Source organism: Amycolatopsis panacis (assembly GCF_003600245.1).
GTDB lineage: Bacteria > Actinomycetota > Actinomycetes > Mycobacteriales > Pseudonocardiaceae > Amycolatopsis > Amycolatopsis sulphurea.
This window is the reverse complement of record NZ_QZFV01000120.1, coordinates 38,781-64,155: the sequence shown is the minus strand read 5'-3', so window position 1 is coordinate 64,155 and position 25,375 is coordinate 38,781. Positions and strand designations below refer to the sequence as shown.

Here is a 25,375-nt window from a genome sequence, read left to right as displayed (position 1 = left end):
TGCTGTGTTCGCTGAACTGGTCGTTGCCGCGGCCCTGTCCGGAGGCCTCGCCGACGACATCACGGTGACTGCCACGCAAGACGGACGGCTCACCGTCACCGAGCGCGTCTCCACCGGTACCCGTGCGGCGCACCGGCTTCCGGCGCGGGTGCCGGTCACAGATGACCAGGACCGGCTTTACTCCGTCGCCGACGTCCGGGTCAGTGGCGCGGCCGGCGTGGACGGCGACCTCGTGACCTTCACCGGGCCTGGGGTTATTGCGTACACAGTGGACGGAGCGGTGGCGGCGACCGGCGAGGTGCGCTTGCCACTCACTGGTGGCTGGGACCGGGCGCTGTCCCAGGTCAAGGTGAACTTCGCCGCGCCCGGAGCGTCTACATCGGATTGTTTCGCCGGTGCTGCCGGTTCGGCTCGACAATGCACTTTTGCCGAGATCGGCGACCACAGCGTGGTGCACGCCGAGCAGGATGGGCTCGCCGCGGGCGAACGCATGGACCTCGCTGTGCAGCTCCCGGCCGGCGCTTTACCGGCGAACGCCCGGTTTGTCGCTTCCTCGCCGCTGGCCGCGGCCTTCGCCTTCGGCCCGGCGTCCGCGGTAGCTTTCGGTGCGGCGCTGCTGTTCGTGCTTCTCGGCGCTGTGGTCGTCGGCTGGCTTCGCCGTCGTGACCGGCAAGGGCCTTCGTCGGGCGCCACGGCTCCCGCGTACGTTGCCTACGTCGCGCGGGGCGAGGTGGACGTCGCCGGGACGGTGCTGGATCTTGTCGCCCGCGGTCATCTTCGGTTCGCCGAGGACCGGCAGATCACCCATGGCGAGGGTGACCCGTTGACGCCGTTCGAAGAGGCTGTCAAGGCCGCGTTCCCGCCTGGTCCACTGGCCGCGGCGAGTCCGGATCCGCAACGGCTGCGCGCACTTCTCGATGAGGAGGCATACCGGCGCGGCTGGCTCTCCCGGCTGCCGCAGCGGCTCCGCTGGGCCGGGTTCGGGCTCGCGACGCTCGGCGTACTCACCACGGTGGTACTCGCGACCACGGTCGGCGACGCGCTGGTCGGCCTCGCTGTGGTCGTCGTCGGTCTGGCCGTCGCCGTGGTAAAGGTCCCGGCTCGCACCGCGCGCGGCCGGGCGCTGGGCACTCCGGACGAACCCACCGAAACCTCGCTCACCGCTGCGCTCGACGGCGTGCTTGCCACGTCCAGGCGGCGGTACGCGGCTAGCATCCGCCCGTGAAGTTCGCGGCCCTGCTGGCGGTTCCGGTCCTGCTCTGGAGCGTGGCGACGCCCGCCGCCGCGCAGGACCTGCCCACGCTGCCGCAGAGCGTGGAGGTGGCGCTGAAAGTCCAGCGTGACGGCAGTCTTTCGGTCACCGAGGCGGTTTCCGTGCCGTCCGGCACCACCATGTCCCGCGCGATCCCGCTGCGCGCGGGGGCCGGGAACGACCGCGACCGCGTGCTTTCCGTACGGGACGTGCGGATCGAGGGAGCAGCCACCGCAGCGACCGGCAGCGACCAGGTGAGCTTCGATTTCCGCGGCGGCACCTCGATCGTCCGGTACACGGTGGACGGTGTCGTCGGCCACAGCCTCGGTGTGGAGAACGTGACCTGGGATGTCGCGGGCGGCTGGGACACCCGGATCGAACTCGTGCGCGCGACGTTCGCCGGTCCCGCCGTGCCCGATGCACTCACCTGCCTTTCCGGTCCGCCCGGCTCCACGACGCGGTGTGGCGCGGCGCAGATCGACCACAGTGGTCTGACCCGGGTCTCGGTGGCCAAGCTGGCGGTGGGCTCGCGCGTACAGCTGACTGCGGAGCTGCCCGGTGGCACGGTGCCCGCGACGGAACGATTGGTGCCCGCGGACACGGTTGCGGGCGCCTTCGCTGCGACAGCACCGGTCTGGTGGGCGTGGCTCGCGCTCGTGGTGCTGCTGTGCGTGGGCGCGGCGACGGTGCTGGTGCTGCGTCGGCGGGACGCGCGCGCCGGTAGGCCGGTCGCCGTGCAGTTGATGATCGACGGCCAGTTCTCCTCGCCGGACGGCGTGCTTCCCGGCCACATCGGGATGCTGCTGACCGGGCGTACCGACTCCGTCGACCTCACTGCCACGGTGCTGGACCTCTGCGTACGCAACTACCTCTGGGTCAGCGATGACTGGGTACTGCTGCGGCGCAATCCGCCGGATGCGCAGCTGGGTACCTTCGAACGCGCGGTGTACGAAGCCGTCGTGCCCGGCGAGTCCGTGACGTTGTCGACGCTTCGCGAAGCACGCGTACGGGTGCCCTCAGCGCTGTCAGCCGACGTTGTGCGGCGCCGTTGGTTCTCACGGCGCGCAGAGCGGCTGTCTCTCATTGGTGCCCGAGTGTGCGTGTACGGAGCGCTTTTGACCGTGCTGCTGGCCTTCACCGTCGGTTACGCGCAACTTGGCCTTGTGCTCGCTGGAGCGGGTGCCGCGGTGGCGATCGGTGCACGGTGGCTCCCGGCTCGTACGTCGACCGGACTCGAATTGCGGGACCGGCTGCTCGGCCTCCACTCGGAACTGTTGGCCACGAAACCGGCGGAAGTAGCGACGGCGGAGCGCGAAGTGCTCTTCTCGCGCGGGTTGCCGTACGCCTACGCCCTGGCCGACGCGGATGCGTGGATCGAGAAGTTTGCGAACGGCAGCCGTTCGCTGTCGGCGTACTGGTATGGAACCTCCGCCGAAGGGGCTCTGGCCAGCGAATTCGCCGCCGCGCTGGGTGCCGCTCTGACCGGTGCCCGCGGCGGGGCGACTCGGGTGCGACCAGAAGAGCCGGGGACCGTCCCATCTGCGTAGGGTGGGGGGCATGGCCGATCCCGAGCTCGTCCGCTACACCCTCGACAACGGTCTGCGCGTGGTGCTCGCACCGGACCCGACCGCGCCGGTCGTCGGCGTCAGCGTGCACTACGACGTCGGCTTCCGCTCCGAGCCGGAGGGGCTGACCGGCTTCGCGCACCTCTTCGAGCACCTGATGTTCCAGGGCAGCGAGAGCCTGGAGAAGCTCGCGCACTTCCGGCATGTGCAGTCCAGCGGCGGCACCTTCAACGGGTCCACCCACCCGGACTACACCGACTACTACGAGGTGCTGCCCTCGGCCGCGCTGGAGCGGGCGCTGTTCCTCGAAGCCGACCGCATGCGCGCGCCGAAGCTGACCGCGGAGAACCTGGCGAACCAGATCGAGGTCGTCAAGGAGGAGATCCGGCTCAACGTGCGCAACCGGCCCTACGGTGGGTTCCCCTGGATCCTGCTCCCGCCGGTGCTCTACTCCTCCTTCGCCAACGCGCACGACGGCTACGGCGCGTTCGAGGACCTGGAGGGCGCCACGCTGGACGACTGCGCCGCCTTCTTCGACACCTACTACTCGCCCGCCAACGCGGTGCTCACCGTCGCCGGTGACCTGGCGGTCGAGAACGCCAAGGCGCTCATCCAGAAGCACTTCGGCGACGTGCCGTACCGGCCCGCGCCGGTCCGCCCGTCCTTCGCCGAGCCGCTGCCGGAGACCGAGCTGCACGGCGAACACGAGGACGCGCACGCGCCGTTGCCCGCGCTGGCCGTGGGCTACCGGATGCCGGACCCGGTCAACGATCTCGACGGCTACCTCGCCTGCCTGGTCCTCGCCGGCGTGCTGACCGACGGGGACGGCTCGCGGCTGCAGCAGCGGATGGTGCACCTCGAACCGCTGGTGATCGAGATCGGCGCGGGCGCCGGGCTGTTCGGCCCGTTCGAGGCCCGCGACCCGGACACCTTCACCATCACCGCGATCCACCCGCCGGACGTGCCGCGCGAACGCGTGCTGGCCACGCTCGACGAGGAGCTGGAGAAGCTCGCCTCCACCCCGCCGGACGAGCGCGAGCTGAAGAAGGTCACCGCGCGCTGGGCGGCCAGCCTGCACTCCGAGCACGACCGCCTGGTCTCGCGCACGCTCGCGCTTGGCGCGTTCGAGCTGCTCTACGGCGACGCGGCACTGGTCTACCGGCTCGCCGACCGGATGTCCGCGATCACCGGCGAAGCCGTTTCGGCCGCGGCGAAGGCACTGCGCCCGAACTCGCGCGCGGTCCTCGTCGTGCATCCCGCCACCACCGAAGGGACGGACGAACAGTGAGTTCCCCGACGCAGGCCCACCGCAGCGCCGAGGAGATCGGCCGCACCGCCGCCGGCCCGCGCCCGCTACCCGCGCTCGGCGCACAGCGCGCCGCCGCCGAACTGTCGCATGTGGACACTACGCTGGGCAACGGGCTGCGCGTGCTGGCCGTGCGCAACGCCACCGTGCCGCTGGTCGAGCTGCGGCTGTGGGTCCCGTTCGGCGGCGAGGACCGGCTGCACGCGGCCATTGCGGAGGTGCTCGCGGAGACCGTGCTCTCCGGCACCGCGCGCCGCGACCGTGTGGAGATCGACGCGGAGCTGGCGCTGATCGGCGGCGACCTCGGCTCCGGCGTCGACCCGGAACGGCTGTACTTCAGCGGTTCCGCGCTCGCCGAAGGGCTGCCCACGCTGCTGGACGTGCTCGGTGACGCGCTGACCGGCGCCACCTACAGCGACACCGAGGTGCTGCGCGAACGCGACCGGCTGCTGGAGCGCATCGCGGTCGCCCGCACGCAGCCGCGCACGATCGCCCGGGAAGCACTGCAGAAGCACCGCTACGGCGACCACCCGGTCACGCGGGAGACGCCGGAGGCCCACGAGGTCGCCACGGTCACGCCCGAGCAGGTACGCGCGCTGCACGCGGCTTCGGTTCTGCCGCGCGGATCCGTGCTGGTGCTGGTCGGCGACATCGACCCGCAGTCGGTGCCCGCGGAGGTGGAGCGCGCGCTGGGCGGCTGGGCTTCGGACCGCGTCGCCGTGCGGCTGCCCGTGCTGCCGGAGCTGACCGGTGGCGACGTGCTGCTGGTGCCGCGCGCCGGTGCGGTGCAGTCGCAGATCCGGCTGTCCACGCAGGCGGTGCCGCGCACCGACCCGCGCTACCCGGCGGCGCAGCTGGCGAACCTGGCCTACGGCGGCTATTTCTCCTCGAGGCTGGTGGAGAACATCCGTGAGGACAAGGGTTACACCTACAGCGCGCACTCGGGTTTCGAGTTCACCGCCGATCAGGCGGTGCTGAACGTCGAGGCGGATACGGCCAACGAGGTGACCCCGGCCGCGCTGCTGGAGACCCGCTACGAGCTGGCCCGGCTCGGGCTGGTGCCGCCGACCGCCGAAGAGACCGAATCGGTGCGGCAATACGCTATCGGCTCGCTGGTCACAGCCAGCTCCTCGCAGGCCGGGCTCGCCGCCCAGTTGACCGCGCTGGCCAGCGCCGGGCTCGGCGTGGAGTGGCTGCAGCAGCACCCGGCGCGGCTCGCCGCGGTCACCGGCGAACAGGTGGCGCAGGCGGCGCTGGAGTTCTTCGCCCCCGGCCGGTTCACCGGCGTGGTGGTCGGCGACGCGGACCTGCTGGCAGCCAAGCTGACCGCGCTCGGTGGGGTCACGGTGCGGGACTGATGCCCGGCCGGTTCACCCTCGGCGCGCTGCCCACCCTGTCTCGGTCCACTGTGGACCGCCAGGAGACCTTGCGCACCGATCCGGCGCGACTGATCGGGAAATGGCCCGAGGCGCGGGTCGTGCTGCTCGACGACAACGGGCGCACGCCGGTCGCCGAGGGCGGTTCCGCGCTGGCCACCCGCAAGGCGGTCGACTTCGGCGGGGAACCTCCGGCGGACGCGGTGTTCCTCGGCGAATGGGAGGACGTCGACTACTGGTCGCTGCCCGGCCGGATCGAGGGCGACGCCGAGACCGTGCGGATGGCGGGCAGCTGGGGCGTGGTGGAAGAGGTGCCCCGCGTCGACGGTGAGATCTGGGTCGAGCTGCGGGGCTACGGCGACCAGCTGGACGACACGTCGGCCGGGCTGTTCACCACCGCGCAGGCGTTGCGGCACTGGCGGCGCCGGGCCCGCTTCTGCACCCGCGACGGCTCGCCGACGGAGCTTGTCCAGTTCGGCTGGGCGAGCAGGTGCGCGGCCAAAGGCCACGAGGAGTACCCGCGCACCGACCCCGCGGTGATCTGCCTGGTGCACGACACCGACGGGGTCAACGGCTCGCACGTACTGCTGGCCCGTCAGTCGATCTGGCCCGCCGACCGGTACTCGGTGCTGGCCGGGTTCGTCGAGGCGGGGGAGTCGCTCGAAGGCTGCGTTGCGCGGGAGATCCGCGAGGAGGTCGGCGTCGAGGTGTCCGACGTGCGTTACCTGGGCAGCCAGCCGTGGCCGTTCCCGCGCTCGATCATGCTCGGCTTCACCGCCCGCGCCGATCGCTCCGCCCCGCTGATCCCGGCCGAGGGCGAGATCGAAGAGGCCCTGTGGGTCTCGCGCGCCGACGTGCGCGCGGCCTTCCGCAACCGGGGTACTCCGACCAGAGAACCGATCCCGACCCCGATCGCGGACGGTGCCGCCCGCCTCCTGCTGCCCGGGAATTCCTCGATCGCCCGGGTGATGCTGAAGGCGTGGGCGGAAGCCGAGGAGTGAACGCCGCGCAGGAGCCGAGCCGGTGCCGGCCCCTGCGCGGCCGTCCCGCGGTCAGGACGCGATGCCGTGCCCGGTCTCCAGCAGCGACTTGAGGTCGGACAGCATCCAGGCCCAGCCGCCGCCTGCGCTCTCGCCGGGCTTGGCGTCGATGTCCTCGCGCGCGCCGGACACCAGCGCGGCGTGGTTCGGCGCGCCGGTCAGATCGTGGGTGATGGTGAGCCGGACGCCCGCCGCCTGGGTCTGCTCGACGTCGAAGGTGAGCGTGGTGGCGGGCTCGGCCTCGAGACTCGGGTCCATCAGCAGCTTCCAGGTGATCACCAGCTTGCGCGGCGGGTTCGCCTCCAGCACCTCGCCGGTGATCAGATCGGTGGTGAACCCGGCCTCGACGAACTCCGGGGTCGGCTTGGTGCGGTGCGTGCCACCGGGGCGCAGGTCGTACTCGGCGAACCCGCCGTAGCCGTAGCGGGCGGTCCACTCCGGCCGGGTGATCGCGTCCCACACCTGCTGCGCGGACGCCTTGATGTACACGCGGTTGACCTGCACGGTCCGGGTCTCGGTCATGACGGTGGCTCCTCGGTTTCGAGCTCGGCCTTGAGGTCGAGCAGCGTGGCAACGTGGTGTGCGGTGTATTTGCCGATCCACCGGTCGTGGATCTGCCGGATGGGCACTGCGTTGAGGAAGTGCCGTTTCTCCCGGCCTTCCTTGCGTGTCACGACGAGCCCGGTCGCCTCCAGCAGCTTGAGGTGCTTCATCACGCCGAACCGCGTCATGTCCACTTCGGACTCCAGCTCGGTGAGCGTGCGGCCGTCGCGGGCGAAGAGCAGATCGAGCAGGAACCGGCGGGTCGGATCCGCCAGTGCCTTGAACACCGGATCGTCGTCGGGCACCCGCCGAGAATAGGTGACCAAAAGGTCACCTGTCAATGAGCCGCCGTCCTCCGCCTATGGCCGGCTCCCGCTCCGCCGTGAAGGGCACCTTCACGGCGTCTGAGTCCGTGAAGGTGCCCTTCACGGCGCGCTCGCAACCCGATCAGCGCGGCCATCAAAGAGCGGTCAGCGCGGCGGCCACCAGGTCGGCGGGGCGCCGCGCGAGGTCGAAGGCCCGGCCCGGTTCGTCCGGCTGCAGGGGTTCGAGATCGGCGAGCTGCGAGTCGAGCAGGGACACCGGCATGAAGTGCCCGCTGCGCGTCTTCATCCGCTCGGCGAGCAGTTCGCGGGCGCCGTGCAGGTGCAGAAACCACACGGGACCGCCGCTGCGCAGCACGTCGCGATAGGACCGCTTGAGCGCCGACGAGCTGACCACGCCGCCGGTCTCGGCGTGCTCGGCGATCCACTTCGCGATCGCGGCCAGCCAAGGTGCGCGATCGGCGTCGGTCAGTGGGTGTCCGGCGGTCATCTTCGCGATGTTGGCGGGGGGATGGAAGGTGTCCGCCTCGGCGTAGTCGACCCCGAGCCGCCCGGCGACCGCGGTGCCGATCGTCGTCTTGCCCGCGCCCGATACGCCCATCACCACGATGACCGTCATCAGTACCTCCCACGTCCTTGTGCTCCGGAGAGTCCACCCCAAAGTACTACTTAATCAAGAAGAAGTAGTACTTAATCGAATCAGCGAACTAGGGTGACCCGGTGGGCAGTGATCGGCACGAGCAGATGCTCGGCGAACTCGGCGCCGCCATCGCGAACGGCGAGCTGGCGCCGGGCGAGGTGCTGCGGTCGGACGAGTTGCAGCAGCGCTACGGCACCTCGCGCACGGTGGCGCGCGAGGTCGTCCGGGTGCTGGAGACGATGGGGCTGACCAGCAGCCGCCGCCGGGTCGGCGTCACGGTGCGCGAGCCGCACGAGTGGAACCACTACGACCCGCGGCTGCTTCGCTGGCAGCTCGACGGGGCGAACCGGGAGTTCGCGCTGCGGACGCTGACCGAGCTGCGCTCCGCTGTCGAGCCCTGTGCCGCCCGGTTCGCCGCGGTGCGGGCCACGCCCGAGGAGCGGGGCCGCATCCGCGCGCTGGCCGTGCATTTGCAGACGGCGGCGCGGGCGCGGGATCTGGAAACATTCCTGGGGCACGACGTCGCATTCCACGACCTTTTGCTGTCTGCGTCGCGAAATCCGATGTTCGCCCAGTTGTCCTCGGTGGTCGCGGAGGTGCTCGCCGGGCGGACCGGTCACGGTCTGATGCCCGCCGAACCGCAGCCCGAAGCAGTGCGCTGGCACCTCGAAGTGGCCGAGGCGATCGACGGTGGCGAAGCCGACCGCGCGGAGCGGGCAATGCGGGACATTGTGGAACAGGCACGCGACGAAATCGCCGTCGCGGTATCGAGTAATCTCAGCGGCTGAAATCTTTCCCCGTTCCCGGAGGGCTTACTGGTGAGCGCGGCACGCGCAATCGGCCTGGTGCTCGGCTTGGCCGCCGAAGGGGCATTTGGTGACCCGCGGCGCCGGTCGCCGGTCACCGCGTTCCGGCGGATCGCGTCCGGTCCGGCGGGGCTCGGCGTCGCCGGTGCGGCGGTCGCCGCCGGCGTACTGACCGAGCGGGCGGCCCGCGGGCGCCCGGTCCTGCAGGCGGCCACGACCGCCGCCGTCACCTGGGTGGTGGTCGGCGCGACCGGGCTGGTCGGCCAGGGCACCGAGCTGGCCCGCGACCTCGAAGAGGGCCTGCTGGCCCCGGCTCGCGGCACACTGTCCGAACTGGACCCCCGGGTGTCCGACGGGCTGGGCATGGTCGGGCTTTCCCGTGCGTCTGTGGAAACTCTGGCGGAGAACACGTCCGAAGTGGTCGTCGCGCCGTTGCTGTGGGGCGCGCTCGCCGGCGCACCCGGGCTGCTCGCTTCACGCGCGCTCGGCGTGCTCCGCCGGGCGGCCCCTGGCAACTGGGCGGTGGCCCGGCTCGACGAACTCGTCCACCTGCTCCCCACGCGCGCCGCCGCCGCGTTGACCGTGGTGGCGGCCCCGGTGGTCGGCGGCTCCGCCGGCGGCGCATGGCGGGCCTGGCGGCGGGACACGATCGCACACCCGAGCCCCAACGCGGGCCGGGTGGAGGCGGCGTTCGCCGGCGCACTGGAGATCCGCGTCGGCGGCCGGACGGAGTACCCGGAGGGCGTCGTGGAGCTGCCGGTCCTGGGCGTCGGGCGCAATCCCGACGCCGGACACGTGACGCGGGCGGTCGAGCTGTCACGCGTCGTCGGATGGCTGGCCGCCGGGACGTCGGTGGTGCTCGCCTTCGCCGCCGGGCTACGCCGCCGCTGAGGCGCGGATGTCTGTGAAGGGACCCTTCACAGCCTCAGAGTCCGTGAAGGGTCCCTTCACTTCGCGTCATGAGCGGTCCTTTCGCTGCGCGAACCTGGCACGAAAGTCACTCTCGCTCCGCGGGGCAGAGGCGAAAGTCACTCTCGCTCCGTGGGGTGGAGCGAAAGTCGCTCTCGCTACGCGAACCTGACGCGAAAGTCGCTCTCACCCCGCGGGTGGGGCGAAAGTCGTTCTCGCTCCGCGGAGACGGGGGCGAAAGTGACTTTCGCTCCGCGGGGGCGGGGCGAGAGTCGTTCTCGCTCCACGGCGACGGGGGCGAAAGTGACTTTCGCTACGCGAATCTGGCGCGAGAGTCGCACTCGCCCCGCGGGTGGGGGGCGAAAGTCGCCCTCGCTCCGGGCGTGGAGCGAAAGTCGCCCTCGCTCCGGGCGTGGAGCGAAAGTCGCCCTCGCTCCGGGGCGGGGCGAGAGTCACTCTCGCTCAGCGGGTCGGGCGTGAAGTTCCCGTTCATGACGAGGGATGCAATGAAGGTCCCCTTCACCACGCACTTCGCGTAGTGAAGGTGCCCTTCACGGACTCAGGGGCCGTGAAGGGCACCTTCACGGACTTTCCCGGCGGCGATCCGCCGGCGCTCCGGCGGCGCTCCGGCGGCTATGGGGCAGTCGGGGTGTACTCGTCCTCATCTTCGGCGAGCATCTCCGCCACGGACTTGCGCCGCGTGCGATCCGGGCGCTCGGTGGTCAGTGCGCCGCCCGGGCGCAGCTCGCGGATGGTGAAGTACAGCCAGCCCAGCAACGCCATGGACCCGAAGGCCAGCCATTGCAGCGCGTACGAGAAGTACGGTCCGGAGTCCAGCTGTGGGAGCGGCAGCGCGCCGAGCACGCCCGGCTGCTTCTGGTCGAGCTGGAAGTAGCCCGGACGGATGGTCAGGCCGGACGACTTCGCCACCACCCGGGAGTCGACGGTGTAGCTCTGGAGCTTGCCGTTCGTGGAGGCGTCCGAGAACGCGTCACGGTGCTTCGGGTCGTTCTCGTCGCTGCGTACGCGGGCCACGAGGGAGACCTGTCCGCCAGGCGCCGCTGCGTACGGCAGCACGCCGGACTTGTCGTCGAGGCGTACGTAGCCGCGGTCGATCAGATACACCGTGCCGTCAGTGGCGCGAAGCGGGGTGAGGACCTCGTACGCGCCTTCGCCCTGAACCGTGCGCAACCGTGCGACAACCTCTGCCGAAGGCAGGTACGTCCCGGTGATCGACACGAGGTGCCACTCGGTGTTCTGGTCCGGAGCTGCGTGCTGTGGCAGCAGCTCCGCCGCCGACTTCGGCTTCGCCGTGAACGACGTGGTCAAGGCGTTGTTCTGCGCGACCTGTTCCCCGTCGCGACGGAACTGCCACGGCGACAGCAGCGTGTAGCAGCAGACGGCGAAGGTGAACACCACCACCGTCAACGCCAGCCACCCGGGCCGGAGCAGAAACCGCAAGCGCACGCCTCCACGGTAAGCCGTCACCGTCCGAGACCGCGCGGCGACCTCAGCAGGAGTGACGCAGGTCTGGACATACCGGCGTCAACACATACCGGCGTCAACCGTGCGTGCGTACCCAGTCCAGCAAGCCCGGCATCGCACGCTCGACCATGGCTAGCACGTCCTCGAATCCGTCGTCGCCGCCGTAGTACGGGTCCGGTACCTCGGCGCCTTCCGGAGCAGACGGATCGAACTCGCGAAGCAGCCGTACGCGGGACGGATCGTCGACGCGGGAGCGCAGGAACGTCAGGTGTCCTTCGGAAGCCGCCAGCAAGAGGTCGGCCCGCAGATGCTCCCCGTCGACCTCGGCCGCGACGTGGTCGGTCGGGTAGCCGTGCGCCTTCAGTGTGGCGCGCGCTCGCTGGTCGGCGGGCTCCCCCACGTGCCACGGCCCGGTCCCGGCACTGGCGACGGTCACCGTCTCGGCCAGCCCCGCTTCGGCCAGCTTCGCCCGGAAGACGAGCGCGGCCATCGGTGATCGGCAGATGTTCCCGGAGCACACGAAGACGACATAGGTCACTGCATCGAGTCTGCCAAAGGCTCGTGGGAAGATCGTCCGGTGCCCGCTTTAGCCGAGATCCTCGCCGTACTCGAACACAGCTACCCCTCCGCGCTCGCGGAGAGCTGGGATGCGGTCGGGCTCGTCTGCGGGGATCCGGCGGAGGAGGTCCGGCGGGTGCTGTTCTGCGTGGACACGGTCGAAGAGACGATCGCAGAGGCTGAAGAGATCAGCGCCCAGCTCATCGTCGCGCACCATCCACTGTTGCTCCGCGGCGTACACGGCGTGCCCGCCGACACCGCGAAAGGCGCTCTCGTACACCGCATGATCCGTGGTGGCACCGCGCTCTACTGTGCGCACACGAACGCAGACTCGGCCCTGCCCGGAGTCTCCGACGCGCTCGCGGCGGCCATCGGGCTCGAAGTAGACCGTCCGCTCGACCCGCACGAACCTGGCGCGCGTACCGGGATCGGCCGGATCGGGCACCTGTCGGCGGCGGAGCCGTTCGAGGCCTTCGTACGTCGCGTCGCCGCCGCATTGCCGGCCACTGTGCCCGGGGTACTCGGCGCGGGCGATCCACAGCGGCCGATCCGCACCGTCGCGGTCGCTGGCGGGGCCGGTGACTCCTACCTGGCGAAGGCGGCTGCTGAGGGCGTCGACGCGTACGTGACCGCGGACCTGCGTCACCACCCGGCCGGCGAGCACCTCGCGAACACCAGGACCGTCCCCGCACTGGTCGGGCTCACCCACTGGGCCAGCGAATGGCCCTGGTGCGGGCAGGCCTCGGCCCTTGTCGACGCGGCCTTTGGGGGTACCGTCGACACCCACGTCTCCACGCGGTGTACCGACCCGTGGACCGTGCGCGCAACCCGTCCCGCAGCAGTGAACCAGGGAGCACAGTGAAGGCCGACCCCGCCGTACAGCGTCAGCTGCTCGAACTCGCGAAGGTGGACGCCGAGCTTTCGCGCGTCGCGCACCGCCGCCGTACCTTGCCCGAGATCGCCGAGATCGACGCAGGGGAGAAGACCGTCCGCGAGAAGCGTGACGCGCTCGTGTCCGTGGAGACTGCCGCCTCCGATCTCGACCGGGAGATCGCGCGGCAGGAGAAGGAGATCGAGTCGGTACGGGCGCGTGAGGACCGCGACCGCAAGCTGCTGGAGTCCGGTTCGGTGGGCGCCAAGCAGATGACCGACATCGAGCACGAGCTGCAGACGCTCGCCCGGCGGCGGACCGCGCTCGAAGACGATCTGCTCGAACTGATGGAACGGCGCGAGGCGCTCGATCTCGACGCACAGCGCACCGGGGCCGAGGTGGACAAGGCCACCGCCGAGGTGGCCGCCGCGACCGGCCGCCGCGACGAAGCGGTCAAAGACCTCGACACCACGCAAGCCCGCCGTGACGAGGACCGCGGGAAGCTGGTCCCACGTTTTCCCGAGCCGCTGCTCAAGCTCTACACCCGCACGCTGGAGCACAAGGGCATCGGCGCCGCGCTGCTGCGTGCCCGCCGCTGCGGGGCCTGCCAGCTGGAACTCGACCGCAACACGATCGCCGAGATCAAGGCCCAGCCCGCGGACGAGGTCGTGCAGTGCGAGAATTGCGGGGCGATCCTGGTCCGCACGCTGGAGTCCGGCCTGTGACCGACCGGGTGGTCGTGGAGGCCGACGGCGGTTCGCGGGGCAACCCCGGACCGGCCGGGTACGGCGCGGTGGTGAAGGACGCCGAGACCGGTGCGGTGCTCGCCGAACGGCACGAGTACCTCGGCGTGGCGACCAACAACGTCGCCGAGTACTCCGGGCTGCTCGCCGGGCTCACCGCGGCCGCCGGGCTTGGTGCGTCCACTGTGGACGTACGGATGGACTCGAAGCTCGTGGTGGAGCAGATGTCCGGGCGGTGGAAGATCAAGCACGCGGCGCTGCGACCGCTCGCCGCGCAGGCCGCCGACCTGGCCGGGCGGTTCGACCGCGTCGGCTACGGCTGGATTCCGCGGGCACAGAACTCGCACGCCGACCGGCTGGCCAACCTGGCCATGGACGAGGGCACCGGCAAGGTCGGGCCCGCACCCGCCCCGGAGACGATCGCCGTCGATCGCAGTTCCCCGGCCCGCTGGACCGGCGCCCGCGGCACGCCCACCAAGCTGTTCCTGCTGCGGCACGGCCAGACCGGGATGTCGGTGGACCGCCGCTACTCCGGCCGCGGCGACGTCCCGCTCACCGAGCACGGCCGGGGCCAGGCCGCCGCGGCGGCGAAGCGGCTGGCCGGGATGCCCGGCCTGATCGGCGAGGACGGCACACCGCCACCGATCGTCTCCTCGCCGCTGACCCGCGCCATGCAGACCGCGCAAGCGGTCGCGGACGCGACCGGCGGCCGGGTGGAGACCCACCCCGGCCTGATCGAGACCGACTTCGGCGAGTGGGAGGGAATGACCTTCGCCGAGGCCGCGCAGCGCGATCCGGACCTGCACCGCCGCTGGCTGGGCGATCCGTCGTCCGCACCGCCCGGCGGGGAGAGTTTCGACGTGGTCTACCGGCGCGTCGAAGCGGCCCTGCACGAGCTGCTCGAACAGTACGCCGGACGCACCTTGGTGCTGGTCAGCCACGTGACGCCGATCAAGACGCTGCTGCGGATCGGCCTCGACGCCGGGCCGTCGCTGCTGTTCCGGCTGCACCTTGATCTCGCCTCGCTCTCGATCGCCGAGTTCTACCCGGACGGCAACGCCTCGGTCCGGCTGGTGAACGATCTCTCGCACCTGTCCTGACCAGCCTGGATGTGCGGCGGATCACGCTCGGGTACGGGGCCCGGCGCGGTATTGGCTAGAGTGCGATGTCGACCGCGGCGCCGCGGCGCGGGTCCCGGCGGGACCGATATCAGAGGGGCGCAGGCCCGTGCGTTTCTCGGCAAGTACCGCGAGCGAAATACAGTGACGAGGACATGACGGCTAGCGCACCGACCGCAGTAACCGAACCGGACCTGCCCGGCGAGGCCGCCCCGGAGGCGCCCCGCCGCCTGCGGTACGGCTGGCTGGCCGCGGCGCTGGCGGTGCTGGCCGGAGTCGCCGCCGTCGCCTGGCACGCGACCCGCTACGGGCACTGGATCGTGGACGACGCGGCCATCACCTTCTCCTACGCGCGCAGCGTCGCCGACGGGCTGGGCCCGGTGCTGCAGCCCGGTGCGCCGCCGGTCGAAGGTTTCTCCAACCCGACCTGGATGATCCTGCTCGTGGTCGGCAAGCTGACCGGGCTGTTCGACCACGGCACGCTCTTCGGCCTCCCGGATTATGTGCTGTTCCCGAAGCTGCTCGGCCTGGCGTGCACCGCGGGTGTCCTGGTGCTGGTGCATTTCGTGGCGCGCCAGGTGTTCCACCGGCACGCCTGGGCGATCACCCTGGCCACCGGCCTCACCCTGGCGGCGATTCCGTCGTACGTGATCTGGGTCGTCTCCGGCCTGGAGAACTCGCTGCTGGCGCTGCTCGTGATGGGGCTCGCGGCACTGCTGTTCATCTCGGTGCACCGGGAACGGGCGCTCACGCCCAAGGTGGCCATCAGCGCGGGCGTACTGGTCGCGCTGATCGCGCTGACCAGGCCGGAGGGCCTGATCTATGCCGGTGCTTATCCGATCGTGCTGCTGTTCGTGCGGCGGGAGGGCTTCTGGCGCAGCTTCCGGTTCGCGCTGCTGTCCGTCGTGTCCTTCGGCGTGCTGTTCGGCGGCTACGTGCTCTGGCGTTACAGCGAGTTCCACCGGCTGCTGGCCAACCCGTCGGTGGCGAAGAAGCAAGGGCTGCCGGATCTGGAGTCGGTCCTCCGGCCCAGGGAACTCGTGGAGTACGCCGGGGTCGCGGCCGTCGTGGTACTCGCGGCAGTGGTGATCTGGGCGCTGGTGAAGGCGCCGTGGCGGCAGTCGCTGGTCACGCTGGTGGTGCCGTTCGCGCTCGGCGTGATCGCCTACGGCGTGCTCGTGCCGGACTGGATGGCCCAGTTCCGCTTCGCCACGCCGATCTGGGTGCTCGGCGCCCTGGCCGGCACGCTGGCCTTCGCCGAGCTGCTGCGTACGGTGCGGATCCGCTGGCGCGCGGTGGCGACCGTCGTGGTGGTGGCCGCGGCGATCCCGTCGCTGGTCGGTTTCACCCAGCACGACGAGGAGTTCGTCAAGCACCCGACCATCCCGGCCTGCCTGGTCGGCGAGCGGTTCGGCCGCGGGTTCAACACCTACGCGGACATGCTGGGCCTCCAGCAGGCCTCGTTGCTGCTGCCCGACCTCGGCGGGTCCTCGATGACCAGCAGGCTGGACCTGGTGGACATGGCCGGCCTCGTGAACGCCCCGATCGCGGACCTGATCCACGACGACGACAACATGCCCGGCCTGCGCGACTACGTGTTCGACCAGGTGAAGCCGACCTTCATCCACTCCTGGGGTCCGTGGGCGGCCGGCAACGGGATCTCGCTCGACCCGCGTCTCGACCGCGACTACTACCCGATCCTGGTCTACCCGGAAGGCCCGCGGCAGGGCGACTTCGTACGCAAGGACGCGGTGCACGACCCGGCGAAGCTCAAGGCGGTCCAGCGCTACGCGGAGACCACCATGATGAGCGTCGAGGCGCAGCGTTTCGGCGACGGACTGGCCGATTGCGGTCCGACGCTGGCGCGGGGCGGCACCGTCCTGCCGCGCGGCTAGAGCACCAGCCACAGGGTGCAGGTCGCGGCCACCAGCGAAAGAGGCGTGGTCAGGGCACCGAGCCGGAGGAACTCGGCTGCGTCGGGCCGCTCGTCGTGGCGGGACAGCACCCGTCGCCACAGCAGCGTGGCCAGCGAGCCGAGGTAGGTCGCGTTCGGGCCGATGTTCACGCCGAGCAGGACGGCCAGCAGTACGCCTGGCGCGGGGTGCGGACCCAGCGCGGAGAGCAGGATCAACGTCGCGGGCAGGTTGTTCACCAGGTTGGCCAGCAATGCCGCGACCCCTGCGGCGAGCAGCAGCTGTGGCAGTCCTGCGGTGGCGGGAAGGATCGTGCGCAACAGGCTGCCCAGCACGTGCTCGTCGACGGCCTCGACGACCACCGCGAGAGCCAGCACGAACAGGATCAGCAGCGGCGAAGCCTCGGTGACCACCTGCCACGGCCGGATCTCGCGCCGGGCGAGCGCCCGGGCGGCCAGCACAAGCGCGGCCAGGGCAGCCACCCACACCGGCTCCACGTGCACCAGCTGCCCGGTGACGAAACCGGCCAGCATCACCGTGAGCACGATCAACGGGAACCGCGGCGCCTGCCGATGTTCGGTCGTCGGCCGGGTGGCGGGCTGCCGTAGCTCCGTGCGGAAGAACCAGGCGAACGCGCCGAACTCGATCGCGATCGTGACCAGCCACGGCAACGCCATCAGCGCCGTGAAACCGGCGAAGCTGAGCCCGGACGCGGCGAAAGCCAGCAGGTTCGTCAGGTTGGAGACCGGGAACAGGGTCGACGCCGAGTTCGCCAGATGCGCGCAGGCGTAGACGTGCGGACGGGCGGCGAGCCGCAGCCGTTCCGACGTGGCGAGCACGACCGGGGTCAGCAGCACCACCGTGGCGTCGAGGCTGAGCACGGCGGTGACTCCCGCCGCGGCCGCGAAGGTGAGCACCAGGAGGCGGCGGGGCCGTCCGTGGCAGATCTCGGCCAGTTCACCACCCAGCCAGCTGAACACGCCCTCCGCCGCGGCGAGATGGCCGACCAGCAGGATCGCGGCGAGGAATCCCATCGTCGGCAGGATCTCGGTCACCCGGCGGCCCGCCTCGGCGGGTGAGGTCAGCCCGAGCGCCAGCACCAGCCCGGCGGCCGGCACGGCGACCACGGCCTCCGGCAGGCCCCGCGGCCGCACCATGGCGAACCACAGCGTGCCGCCCATCAGAACCAGACTGCACGCCGCCGCCAAAGGACCGTTCACGCCCGAACGCTAGCCGAGGGGCAAGGGCTGTGAAGGGTCCCTTCACGGACGCAGAGGCTGTGAAGGGTCCCTTCACAGCCTTCATGCGAGGGCGTGCGGGGCGGAGCGGGCAGGCCGGTAAGATGGTCCGGCGGACGAGCTGGCAGGACGGTCGCGGCCCGGGTTTCCCGGTCCGAGGAAAGTCCGGACTCCGCAGGGCAGGGTGGTTGCTAACGGCAACCCGGGGTGACCCGCGGGACAGTGCCACAGAGAACAGACCGCCTTCGCCGGATCTCGATCCGGTGGAGGTAAGGGTGAAACGGCGGTGTAAGAGACCACCAGCATCCCGGGTGACCGGGATGGCTCGGTAAACCCCACCCGGAGCAAGGCCAAGAGGGAGCGCCCGGCGCTCCTGCGCAGGCGATCGAGGGCGGCCCGCCCGAGCCTGCGGGTAGGCCGCTGGAGCCTGCCGGCGACGGCAGGCCGAGATGGATGACCGTCGCCCGGACGGCCGCGAGGCCGGCCGGGAACAGGATCCGGCTTACATGCCAGCTCGTCCGCCATTTTTCCCTCGGATCCCCGCTATGATCGCCGATATGGGTGAAGCCGCCGCTGTCGCAGTCGCATTCGGGACCACCTTCGATTTCCTCCACGCAGTCGTGTACTTCGCGCCCGAAGCTCGGCAGCGGTTCGCTGCCGCCGGTCTCGAGGACGGTTCGACCGCCTATTTCGCGAGTCGTTCCGCGGCGATGGGGCCGGTCGGCGCAGGTGTGGTCACCGCTTCGTTCTTCAATTTCCACCCTGGGAAGGTCGCCCGATCCCTCCCGCACGCCTGGAGCATCGCCACTCCCGAAGCCGTGCTCGAAGCCCGTTTCGCCGCTGTCGACGACATCTACCGCCGTCTGTTCGGCGAAGAGCTGCTCGCCTCCGCCGAGGTCGCCGAAGCCGCCGCGCTCGCCCGCGAAGCGACCGAGGGCTGTCGTCCGGATGGACGCCCGCTCTATGCCGCCCACGCGAGCCTGCCGTGGCCCGAACAGCCGCATCTCGCGCTGTGGCACGCGATTACCCTCCTTCGCGAGCACCGCGGCGACGCCCACATCGCAGCCTTGCTGGTGAACGGTCTGTCCGGCCTTACCGCCTTGGTCACGCACGTCGCGACCGGCGCCGGATTCACTCCCTCCGCGGCGAAACGGACTCGCGGGTGGAGCGATGCGGAGTGGGACGCCGTCGTGGCCGAGCTGACTGTCAAGGGGATTCTCGACGCGGACGGCGCCCTCACCGACCGTGGGCGGGATCTCCGCGAGCGCGTCGAGGCCGCGACCAACGCGGCGTCGCTGGGACCGTGGCAGCACCTCGGCGACGAGAAGACGGCACGGCTGTGGGAGCTGTGCCGTCCGCTCGCCAACCGGGTGGTCGAAGCCGGCGCGATTCCGGGCCGGCGAATTCCCGACTGAACCCTCTGATTCACCCTTTGTGGTGAACAAAAAAGGACACATCGGGCGGAATCGTGATCGGTGTCGCACCGCTGTGTGATCGTTTTCGCGCGGTCCGCGGAGCACCTTCGTCACTCACCGGACTCGCGCGGGACGGCCGAACGGGGCATGCCACACTTGTCGCGGCCCGACAGGTCGGCAGGCGGCGCACCCAGAGTGAACGATGAGTTCTCCGCAGGGTGACTTCGTCGGAGCACTGCGAAATCCGGGTGGCCGGGGTTAATCCGAAGCACCCTTGCCACGATGATGGAGGGTGAGGAATTCTCTCCAGACAAGCCGGAGCCACCGCAACCCCGTCCACAAGTCGACATCTACCCAGCGCGCTTTGACCATTACCCCTTGTGACGCCATGATGTTGTTCGAAGCTTCGCCGAAGCCGGAACCGCGCGGCCCCCGCCACGCACCAGGAGTATCGCGATGACGAGCATGACCACCCTCGAGACGCTGGCGGCCGGCGGCAGCCTCGGCACCGGCAACGTCCGCAACTGGCTGCTCGACAACATCATTCCCCTGGTGTTGCTCGCCGTGGCGCTGCTGCTGCTCTGGCTGGGCGGCGGCAAGGGCGACAACGCCGGCGTGATGCGCAGGCTCGCCGGCGTGGTCATCGCCCTCGCGATCATCGGGCTCGCGGTCAGCGGCGCCGGCGTGAACGTGGGTCAGTGGATCGCCGGCTTGTTCACCGGCTGAGGCGGGCCCGGCGTGCGGATCAGAACCGATGACGAGGTCTACCGGGTCGATGCCGTCTGGCTCGGCCCGCCGAAGGCGACTTTCCCCTGGCGGGCCCGCTACGTGGCGTGGCTGGTCGGTATCCCGGTCTTCCTGGTCGTGCTCGCGATCGAGCGCTGGGCCGGGTGGAGCTTCGGATTCTTCTCCACGGCCTGGGCATTCGTGCTCACCATCGTGATCACCCGGCTGATCACCGCCAAGATCAGCCACGAGCGCCCGCTCGGCACGGTGCTCGGGATGGCCGGGCAGGAGCTGCGCACGCCCCGGGAACGGACCTCGGGCACGGGCGGCGCGGTGAGCGCCAGCCGGATCCGGGTCCGCACCCAGCGGCCGTTGCCGAAGCACAAAAGAAGAAGGCGGCAGTATCAGCGTGGTCGCGGCAGCGCCGGGACCAGGACCGGTTCACAGGGAGCATCACGAGCGCGCCGGAGCCGCCCCGCGGCTCGGGCCGGGAGGTAGTCGTTGTTCGGTCGCGGCGGAAGCCGGGGAAAGCGGGAGCGGGACGTACCGGTGGGTGCTTGGCAGACACCCGACCAGGTCCGGCCCCCGTCGGCCAGTGGCAAGAACGGTGCCGCGGGCGGCAAAGGCCGCCGGCTGCCCGGTGAGCAGGCGATACCGGCGTACACGCCGTCGATCGCCGCGCGCAGCATCGACGGGCACCTGCTGCGCACCGGATACGAGGTCTACGCCTGGTACCGGCTCGCGCCGCAGCGCTGGTCGTTTCGCTCCGATTCGCAGCGCCGCGACCTGATCGCGGCGATCGCCGGGCAGTATGCCGAACTGCAGGGCCGCTGGCTGCATCTGCGGGTGACCAACCGGCCGTACCCGATCCGGATGTGGGCCGAGGCGCACGTGCACAACGCGGTCGGCCGTCCGGGCGACGTGCCCGGCGCGCTGTCCTTCGACGACTACCTGATCGGCGAGCAGCAGCAGCTGATGGGCCGGTCGATGGCGGAGAAGGAGGTCTATCTCGGCGTCCAGGTGCAGACCCGGCGGATGGTGGACCGCGCCGTTGAGCGTGCCGCGCCGGTGCTGCGCAAGATCCTCCCGGAGGCGGTGGACGCCGAGCTGAGCGCGCTGGACTCCGAGGTCGAGCATCTGGACCAGGTGATCGGCAGTGCCGGGCTGGAAGGCCGCCCGGTGCACGCCGAGGAGATGTCCTGGCTGATGCACCGCTCGTGCTCGCTCGGGCTGCCCGCCCCGCGCAACATGCCCGCGGTGCCCGGCGCGGCCTGGGAACCGGAAGACCTGGCCAGCTTCACCGATGCGGCGGACTTCCACGCCGACCCGTACGCGCCGACGGTCACCGTCCGTGGCCGCACCGGGTCCAACGCCGGCGTGTCCCGGCACCTCGCGGTGCTCACCGTCGGCCAGATGCACGGGCTGCAGATCCCCGAGGTCGACGACCCGTGGGTGCAGCACGCGGACCGGCTGCCCGCGGCGGTCGAGGTGTCCGCGCGGATCTACGTGCGCCGCCCGGAGGAGGTGTCCGGGGAGCTGCAGCGGCAGATGAACAAGGTCCGCTCGCAGGTCAAGCACTACACCGACGAGCACGATCTGGAACCGCCGCAGTCGCTGGCCCGCCAGGCCGGGCGGGTGCTGGAGATCGACGACGAGATGACCTCCGGTTTCACCGCGCTGGCCACCCGGGTGCGCTCGTGGTGGCGGCTGGCGGTGTCCGGCCCGACCGAGCGGGACGCGCTGCGGCTGGCCCAGCAGCTGCTCGACCTGTACAAGCCGAAGATCGCCATCGAGCATCCCGAGGCGCAGTACGCGATGGCGCGCGAGTTCATCCCCGGGGAGCCGCTGGCGTCCGCCGCCTACATGCGCCGCGGTTCGGTGGTGTGGACCGCCTCCGCGGTGCCCACCGCGACCGCCGAGGTCGGCGACCGGCGCGGCATCCTGCTCGGCGAGACGGTCACCGCGACCCGGCGCCCGGTGGCCTGGGACCCGTGGATGGCGCAGGAGATCCGGGACGGTTCCGGCCTGACCGCCATGGTGGCCGGCTTGGGGGGTGGCAAATCGTTCCTCGGCGGTGGCATCGTCTACAAGACGTTGCGGGCCGGGGCGCATTGGACGCTGCTCGACCCGTCCGGCCCGCTGTCGCGGCTGTGCGAGCTGCCCGAGATCCGCCCGTACGCCCGGCCGATCAACCTGCTCAACGCGCAGCCGGGCATCCTCAACCCGTACCGCGTGGTCGCCGACCCGCAGCTGGAGCACTTCCTGGACGAGGACGACCCCGAGAGGGCCTGGCGCCGGGAGAAGGCGCTGGCCGGGGCGACCCGGCGGCGGCTGGTGCTAGACGTGCTCACCGGCGTGCTGCCGTACGAGGTGTCGAGGATGGCGCAGACCCGGATCGTGCTGCTGCGTGCGGTACGCGCGGTCGGCGGCCGGTTCGACGCCGACCCGGGCCAGGTGATCGACGCGCTGCGGCGGGATTCCAGCGAGCACCACGAGCACGCGGTCGTGGTCGCCGACTTCCTGGACGAGATGCGCGAGCGGATGGCGCTGCTGATCCCGGAGAACGACGCGGACCCCTACGCCGAGACCCGCGACGACCGGATGACCGTGCTGACCATGGCCGGGCTGACCCTGCCCAAGGACGGCGTCCCGCGCGAGTACTGGACCGACGCGGAGTCGCTCGGCGTCGAGATGCTGAACCTGGCCGCCTGGCTGACGCAGCGCTCGGTGTATGAGAAGCCGAAGGAACTGCGCAAGGGCGTCTGGATCGACGAGGCGTTCTTCCTGTCCGAGGTGCCGACCGGGCGGGTGCTGATGAACCGGTTCGCCCGGGACTCGCGCAAGTGGAACGTCCGGGTGCTGCTGTCCTCGCAGATCCCGGCGGACTTCCTGAAGATCCAGGGCTTCGTGGCACTGCTGGACTCGGTGTTCGTCGGCCGGCTGGACGACGACGACGCCCAAGCCGACGCGCTGCGGCTGCTGAAGGTACCGGTCGGCGTCGGGTACGAGCAGGTCGTCGCGGCGCTGGGCCGGCGCCCCGGCACGGCGCAGCGCGGCCTGGAACGCGACATGGAGCCCCGCCAGTTCATCTTCGGCGACGGCGCGGGCGGCGTGGAGCGCATCCGTGTCGACTTCTCCGGCCCGCACCTGAACCACCTGCGCTCGGCCATGGACACCACTCCGGGCTCGCCGGACGCACCGCACCGGCCGGGCACCGAACTCGCCGCCCCGCGCGCGGAACCCCAGTACGTCCCCACCCCACCGGAAGACGACGAGCTCCAGCAGGATTTCGAGCTCCAGGCGGAACTCGAGGTCGGGCTCGCGGACGAGCAGCTGCTCGGTTCGCCGGACCCGCTCGCGTCGGAAACCGGCGAGGTGGAGGGTGCAGTGCACAACGGCAGCGGCAGTGCCACCGGTAACGGGACCCCGCAGGACCGGCATGCCCGGGCCGGCGGCAAGGGCGGTACCGGCAGGGATGCCGCGTGAACACGCTGGGCACGCTGGCGTTCGTCCTCGCGTTCGCCGCCGGCTGGCACAAGCTGCGCAGACGGCTCAAGGAGGGCGGCAAACCCGGCCGCCCGCCGAGCCGCCGCGCGGCACTGCTCGCGGTGGTGGCGATCATCGGCATGCAGACGGTGCTGTTCGCCCCGTCCGCGAACGCCGCCGCCTGCGGTGAATCCCCGAACCCGGAACGGCCGGGGGCCGGCATGGTCGGCGCGCTCGACCCGGCCGAAGGGCACGGGGAAGCGGGCAGTCCCTACATCGATTACAGCTACGCCGGGTTCGTGTGGAGCACCTACCAGACCAACTGCTCACCGCTTTCCGCCATCGCCTCGCCCAGCTCGACCATCGACACCTGGGCGGGCAACCAGCTGTTCAACCTCGGTAAGAACATCGTCGGGGCGACCAACTCGCTGCACTACACGGTGCTCGAGGGAGGGCTGCTGAACCCGATCTACAACGCGGTGAAGTCCGGCGCGGAAAAGGTCTACGGCAACATCTACGCGCAATTGTTCGGGCTGGTCGCGCTGGTGCTGTCGATCATCATGTTCCGCAACATCTGGCGGGGCGATCTGGCCGGGGTCAGCAAGCGCTCGCTCTACGCGCTGGCCGGGGTCTGGCTGGCAGCCTCCTCTTTGGCGATGTTGCGGTACTTCGATCCGATCGACAAAGCGATCGTGCAGACGACGACGAACATCCAGGCCGGGTTCGTCGACGAATCGACGAACCGGGTCGTCCGCCACATCCTGCCGACCGAGCTGCACAACGAGATCGTCTACAAGAACTGGCTCCGCGGCGAGTTCGGTTCGCCGGATGCGCCACAGGCCGGGCAGTTCGGCCGCCCGCTGCTGGACGCGCAGGCCTTCACCTGGGACCAGCTGCGCAGCGGGGACGACGGCAAGCAGAACGTGGTGGACGCGAAGAAGGCCGCGTTCAAGGACATCTCCACCAAGCTCGGCCCGGCCACCGGGTACTTCACCGGGGAGTCCGGCGGCCGTACCGGGGCCGGGTTCCTCTCGCTCGGGCAGAGCCTGGTCTACTCGCTGTTCCAGCTGCTCGCGAAGGCCTCGGTGCTGCTCGCGCAGGTGCTGATCCGGCTGTTCGCGCTGACCGCGCCGCTGATCGGGCTGGTCGCGCTGCTGCACCCGGACATCCTGCGGCGGGTGCTCAAGGTGGCCGGAGGGATCGCGTTCAACCTGGTCGTGCTGTCCGTGCTGGCCGGGGTGCACGCGCTGCTGCTGCAGGCGATCTTCGGTGCGGGCAACTCGCTCAACCTGCTCACCCAGATGGTCTTGGCCGGGCTCATCACGGTGCTGCTGTTCCTGGTCGGCCGCCCGGTGCGGAGGCTGTGGCAGATGGTGGAGATGTCGGTCGGCATGGTCGGTGCCGGGGTGCCCTCGCCCGGCGGGCTGTTCTCCCGGTTCCGCAAGAAGTCCGGGCCGAGCCCGCAGGACGAGTTCTGGCAGAACGTCCGCGACACCGACGACGTGGTGGACGGCGACCTGCGCGGGCCGATCGGCGCGACCGTCGGCGGCGGCCGGTTCCGGCCCGAGGCGGCGGTGTTCGCCAGTGCGCAGCGGCTTGACAACGGGTCGCGGGCAGCGCGGCCCGCCGCGGCCTGGTCCGGTGCGCCGTGGCCCGGGGCGATCGGCACGGCCGCGTCCGCGGCCGGCGCGCTGCCCGCCGGCGGTGGCGGGCCGGCGATGTTCAGCCAGTACCACCCGGTGACCGGTGAGCCGGTCGATTACGTGACGACCGGGGCCCGGGTGCCGATGCAGGAGAGCCGCCGGGTGGACACCTCGCCGGTGGCCGACCGGCGGTGGGGCGAGGAACCCGAACCGGTCGTGGTGCCTTCGCAGATGAGCTCGCCCGACCGCGGTTACTCGACCCCGGCGCCGGACCAGGCCGGGTTCACCCCGCCCGGGGCACGGGCCCGGCCTCGCCGGGTGGATCCCGAGGTGGTCGCGGGCAAGCCGGTCTTCGTGCTGTACCGGCCCTCGCGCGGTATCGAGGTACGGGACACCGACCAAGCCGTGGGGCGGTGATC

The 25,375-nt window shown here is 70.8% G+C and carries 22 protein-coding genes and 1 other RNA gene; 17 read left to right on the top strand and 6 right to left on the bottom strand.

Features of this window, described 5'->3' with window-relative positions:
- Positions 1 to 4: 4 nt before the first annotated feature.
- Genes D5S19_RS25820 through nudC form a run of 5 tightly spaced genes read left to right on the top strand, consistent with a single transcriptional unit; the run spans position 5 to position 6,500 of the window.
- Positions 5 to 1,225, top strand: coding sequence for a DUF2207 domain-containing protein (locus D5S19_RS25820; protein ID WP_233574164.1), 1,221 nt, complete (start codon positions 5 to 7; stop codon positions 1,223 to 1,225).
- Positions 1,222 to 2,799 carry a DUF2207 family protein gene (locus D5S19_RS25815; RefSeq protein ID WP_120025977.1) on the top strand — a complete coding sequence of 526 codons (1,578 nt, stop codon included), beginning with the start codon at positions 1,222 to 1,224 and terminating at the stop codon, positions 2,797 to 2,799. The genes D5S19_RS25820 and D5S19_RS25815 overlap by 4 nt, the downstream gene beginning before the upstream one ends.
- A 10-nt stretch (positions 2,800 to 2,809) precedes the next feature.
- Entirely contained in the window at positions 2,810 to 4,105 is a 1,296-nt protein-coding gene (locus D5S19_RS25810; protein ID WP_120025976.1) for a M16 family metallopeptidase, read from the top strand.
- On the top strand, positions 4,102 to 5,481 hold the full coding sequence (locus D5S19_RS25805; protein WP_120025975.1) for a M16 family metallopeptidase: 1,380 nt from the start codon (positions 4,102 to 4,104) through the stop codon (positions 5,479 to 5,481). The genes D5S19_RS25810 and D5S19_RS25805 overlap by 4 nt, the downstream gene beginning before the upstream one ends.
- Complete coding sequence (nudC, locus tag D5S19_RS25800; protein ID WP_120025974.1) at positions 5,481 to 6,500, top strand: NAD(+) diphosphatase; 1,020 nt, start codon at positions 5,481 to 5,483, stop codon at positions 6,498 to 6,500. Before D5S19_RS25805 ends, nudC begins: the two co-directional genes overlap by 1 nt.
- 51 nt (positions 6,501 to 6,551) lie before the next feature.
- On the opposite strand, the gene D5S19_RS25795 is transcribed toward nudC, so the two are convergent.
- The 3 genes from D5S19_RS25795 to D5S19_RS25785 all read right to left on the bottom strand — a co-directional run bounded on the left by D5S19_RS25795 (position 6,552) and on the right by D5S19_RS25785 (position 8,024).
- The gene (locus tag D5S19_RS25795) at positions 6,552 to 7,061 is read right to left on the bottom strand and encodes an SRPBCC domain-containing protein (RefSeq protein WP_098511184.1); all 510 of its coding nucleotides are present in this window, start codon (positions 7,059 to 7,061) and stop codon (positions 6,552 to 6,554) included.
- Complete coding sequence (locus D5S19_RS25790) at positions 7,058 to 7,387, bottom strand: ArsR/SmtB family transcription factor (RefSeq protein WP_120025973.1); 330 nt, start codon at positions 7,385 to 7,387, stop codon at positions 7,058 to 7,060. Before D5S19_RS25790 ends, D5S19_RS25795 begins: the two co-directional genes overlap by 4 nt.
- A 154-nt stretch (positions 7,388 to 7,541) precedes the next feature.
- Positions 7,542 to 8,024, bottom strand: coding sequence for a gluconokinase (locus tag D5S19_RS25785; protein ID WP_120025972.1), 483 nt, complete (start codon positions 8,022 to 8,024; stop codon positions 7,542 to 7,544).
- Between the two features lie 125 nt (positions 8,025 to 8,149).
- Here D5S19_RS25785 and D5S19_RS25780 point away from each other — a divergent pair, with 125 nt between their 5' ends.
- Together D5S19_RS25780 and D5S19_RS25775 are read left to right on the top strand one after the other, a co-directional pair.
- Positions 8,150 to 8,833 carry a FadR/GntR family transcriptional regulator gene (locus D5S19_RS25780; RefSeq protein ID WP_120026067.1) on the top strand — a complete coding sequence of 228 codons (684 nt, stop codon included), beginning with the start codon at positions 8,150 to 8,152 and terminating at the stop codon, positions 8,831 to 8,833.
- A 30-nt stretch (positions 8,834 to 8,863) separates the two neighbouring features.
- Positions 8,864 to 9,742 (top strand): cobalamin biosynthesis protein CobD/CbiB, encoded by an 879-nt coding sequence (locus tag D5S19_RS25775; protein ID WP_120025971.1) that lies wholly within the window; start codon positions 8,864 to 8,866, stop codon positions 9,740 to 9,742.
- 651 nt (positions 9,743 to 10,393) lie between these two features.
- Here D5S19_RS25775 and D5S19_RS25770 read toward each other — a convergent pair.
- Positions 10,394 to 11,227, bottom strand: a complete 834-nt coding sequence (locus D5S19_RS25770) for an SURF1 family cytochrome oxidase biogenesis protein (protein ID WP_120025970.1) — start codon at positions 11,225 to 11,227, stop codon at positions 10,394 to 10,396.
- Between the two features lie 94 nt (positions 11,228 to 11,321).
- A complete protein-coding gene (locus D5S19_RS25765; RefSeq protein ID WP_120025969.1) occupies positions 11,322 to 11,783 on the bottom strand; it encodes a low molecular weight protein-tyrosine-phosphatase in 462 nt (153 codons plus the stop codon).
- Between the two features lie 39 nt (positions 11,784 to 11,822).
- On the opposite strand from D5S19_RS25765, the gene D5S19_RS25760 reads away from it, so the two are divergent.
- The 4 genes from D5S19_RS25760 to D5S19_RS25745 all read left to right on the top strand — a co-directional run bounded on the left by D5S19_RS25760 (position 11,823) and on the right by D5S19_RS25745 (position 16,430).
- Positions 11,823 to 12,665, top strand: a complete 843-nt coding sequence (locus tag D5S19_RS25760; protein ID WP_120025968.1) for a Nif3-like dinuclear metal center hexameric protein — start codon at positions 11,823 to 11,825, stop codon at positions 12,663 to 12,665.
- Positions 12,662 to 13,399 carry a zinc ribbon domain-containing protein gene (locus tag D5S19_RS25755; protein ID WP_120025967.1) on the top strand — a complete coding sequence of 246 codons (738 nt, stop codon included), beginning with the start codon at positions 12,662 to 12,664 and terminating at the stop codon, positions 13,397 to 13,399. Before D5S19_RS25760 ends, D5S19_RS25755 begins: the two co-directional genes overlap by 4 nt.
- Positions 13,396 to 14,517, top strand: a complete 1,122-nt coding sequence (locus tag D5S19_RS25750) for a bifunctional RNase H/acid phosphatase (protein ID WP_233574163.1) — start codon at positions 13,396 to 13,398, stop codon at positions 14,515 to 14,517. Before D5S19_RS25755 ends, D5S19_RS25750 begins: the two co-directional genes overlap by 4 nt.
- Positions 14,518 to 14,690: 173 nt before the next feature.
- Positions 14,691 to 16,430: a glycosyltransferase family protein gene (locus D5S19_RS25745; protein WP_120025966.1), complete on the top strand. Its 1,740-nt coding sequence runs from the start codon at positions 14,691 to 14,693 to the stop codon at positions 16,428 to 16,430.
- Here D5S19_RS25745 and D5S19_RS25740 read toward each other — a convergent pair.
- Positions 16,427 to 17,629 carry an SLC13 family permease gene (locus tag D5S19_RS25740; protein WP_120025965.1) on the bottom strand — a complete coding sequence of 401 codons (1,203 nt, stop codon included), beginning with the start codon at positions 17,627 to 17,629 and terminating at the stop codon, positions 16,427 to 16,429. The two genes, D5S19_RS25745 and D5S19_RS25740, sit on opposite strands and share 4 nt — an antisense overlap.
- A 174-nt stretch (positions 17,630 to 17,803) precedes the next feature.
- Here D5S19_RS25740 and rnpB point away from each other — a divergent pair.
- The 6 genes from rnpB (at position 17,804) to D5S19_RS25710 (ending at position 25,373) form a co-directional block, all read left to right on the top strand.
- Positions 17,804 to 18,207: RNase P RNA component class A (gene rnpB / locus D5S19_RS25735), an RNA gene on the top strand.
- A 36-nt stretch (positions 18,208 to 18,243) separates the two neighbouring features.
- Positions 18,244 to 19,101, top strand: coding sequence for an SCO6745 family protein (locus tag D5S19_RS25730; RefSeq protein WP_120026065.1), 858 nt, complete (start codon positions 18,244 to 18,246; stop codon positions 19,099 to 19,101).
- Between the two features lie 456 nt (positions 19,102 to 19,557).
- Positions 19,558 to 19,827 (top strand): hypothetical protein, encoded by a 270-nt coding sequence (locus tag D5S19_RS25725; RefSeq protein WP_098511177.1) that lies wholly within the window; start codon positions 19,558 to 19,560, stop codon positions 19,825 to 19,827.
- A 12-nt stretch (positions 19,828 to 19,839) separates the two neighbouring features.
- Complete coding sequence (locus D5S19_RS25720; protein WP_120025964.1) at positions 19,840 to 20,325, top strand: hypothetical protein; 486 nt, start codon at positions 19,840 to 19,842, stop codon at positions 20,323 to 20,325.
- 3 nt (positions 20,326 to 20,328) lie between these two features.
- Positions 20,329 to 23,313 (top strand): ATP-binding protein, encoded by a 2,985-nt coding sequence (locus D5S19_RS25715; protein ID WP_120025963.1) that lies wholly within the window; start codon positions 20,329 to 20,331, stop codon positions 23,311 to 23,313.
- A complete protein-coding gene (locus D5S19_RS25710; protein WP_120025962.1) occupies positions 23,310 to 25,373 on the top strand; it encodes a magnesium transporter in 2,064 nt (687 codons plus the stop codon). Before D5S19_RS25715 ends, D5S19_RS25710 begins: the two co-directional genes overlap by 4 nt.
- The last annotated feature ends 2 nt before the right edge of the window (positions 25,374 to 25,375 follow it).

Coding starts and splice junctions, on each gene's coding strand:
- D5S19_RS25730 (WP_120026065.1), top strand. CDS start 18,244: ATGGGTGAAGCCGCCGCTGTCGCAGTCGCATTCGGGACCACCTTCGAT.
- D5S19_RS25785 (WP_120025972.1), bottom strand. CDS start 8,024: ATGACGGTCATCGTGGTGATGGGCGTATCGGGCGCGGGCAAGACGACG.
- D5S19_RS25810 (WP_120025976.1), top strand. CDS start 2,810: ATGGCCGATCCCGAGCTCGTCCGCTACACCCTCGACAACGGTCTGCGC.
- D5S19_RS25780 (WP_120026067.1), top strand. CDS start 8,150: ATGCTCGGCGAACTCGGCGCCGCCATCGCGAACGGCGAGCTGGCGCCG.
- nudC (WP_120025974.1), top strand. CDS start 5,481: ATGCCCGGCCGGTTCACCCTCGGCGCGCTGCCCACCCTGTCTCGGTCC.
- D5S19_RS25795 (WP_098511184.1), bottom strand. CDS start 7,061: ATGACCGAGACCCGGACCGTGCAGGTCAACCGCGTGTACATCAAGGCG.
- D5S19_RS25740 (WP_120025965.1), bottom strand. CDS start 17,629: ATGGGCGGCACGCTGTGGTTCGCCATGGTGCGGCCGCGGGGCCTGCCG.
- D5S19_RS25725 (WP_098511177.1), top strand. CDS start 19,558: ATGACGAGCATGACCACCCTCGAGACGCTGGCGGCCGGCGGCAGCCTC.
- D5S19_RS25745 (WP_120025966.1), top strand. CDS start 14,691: ATGACGGCTAGCGCACCGACCGCAGTAACCGAACCGGACCTGCCCGGC.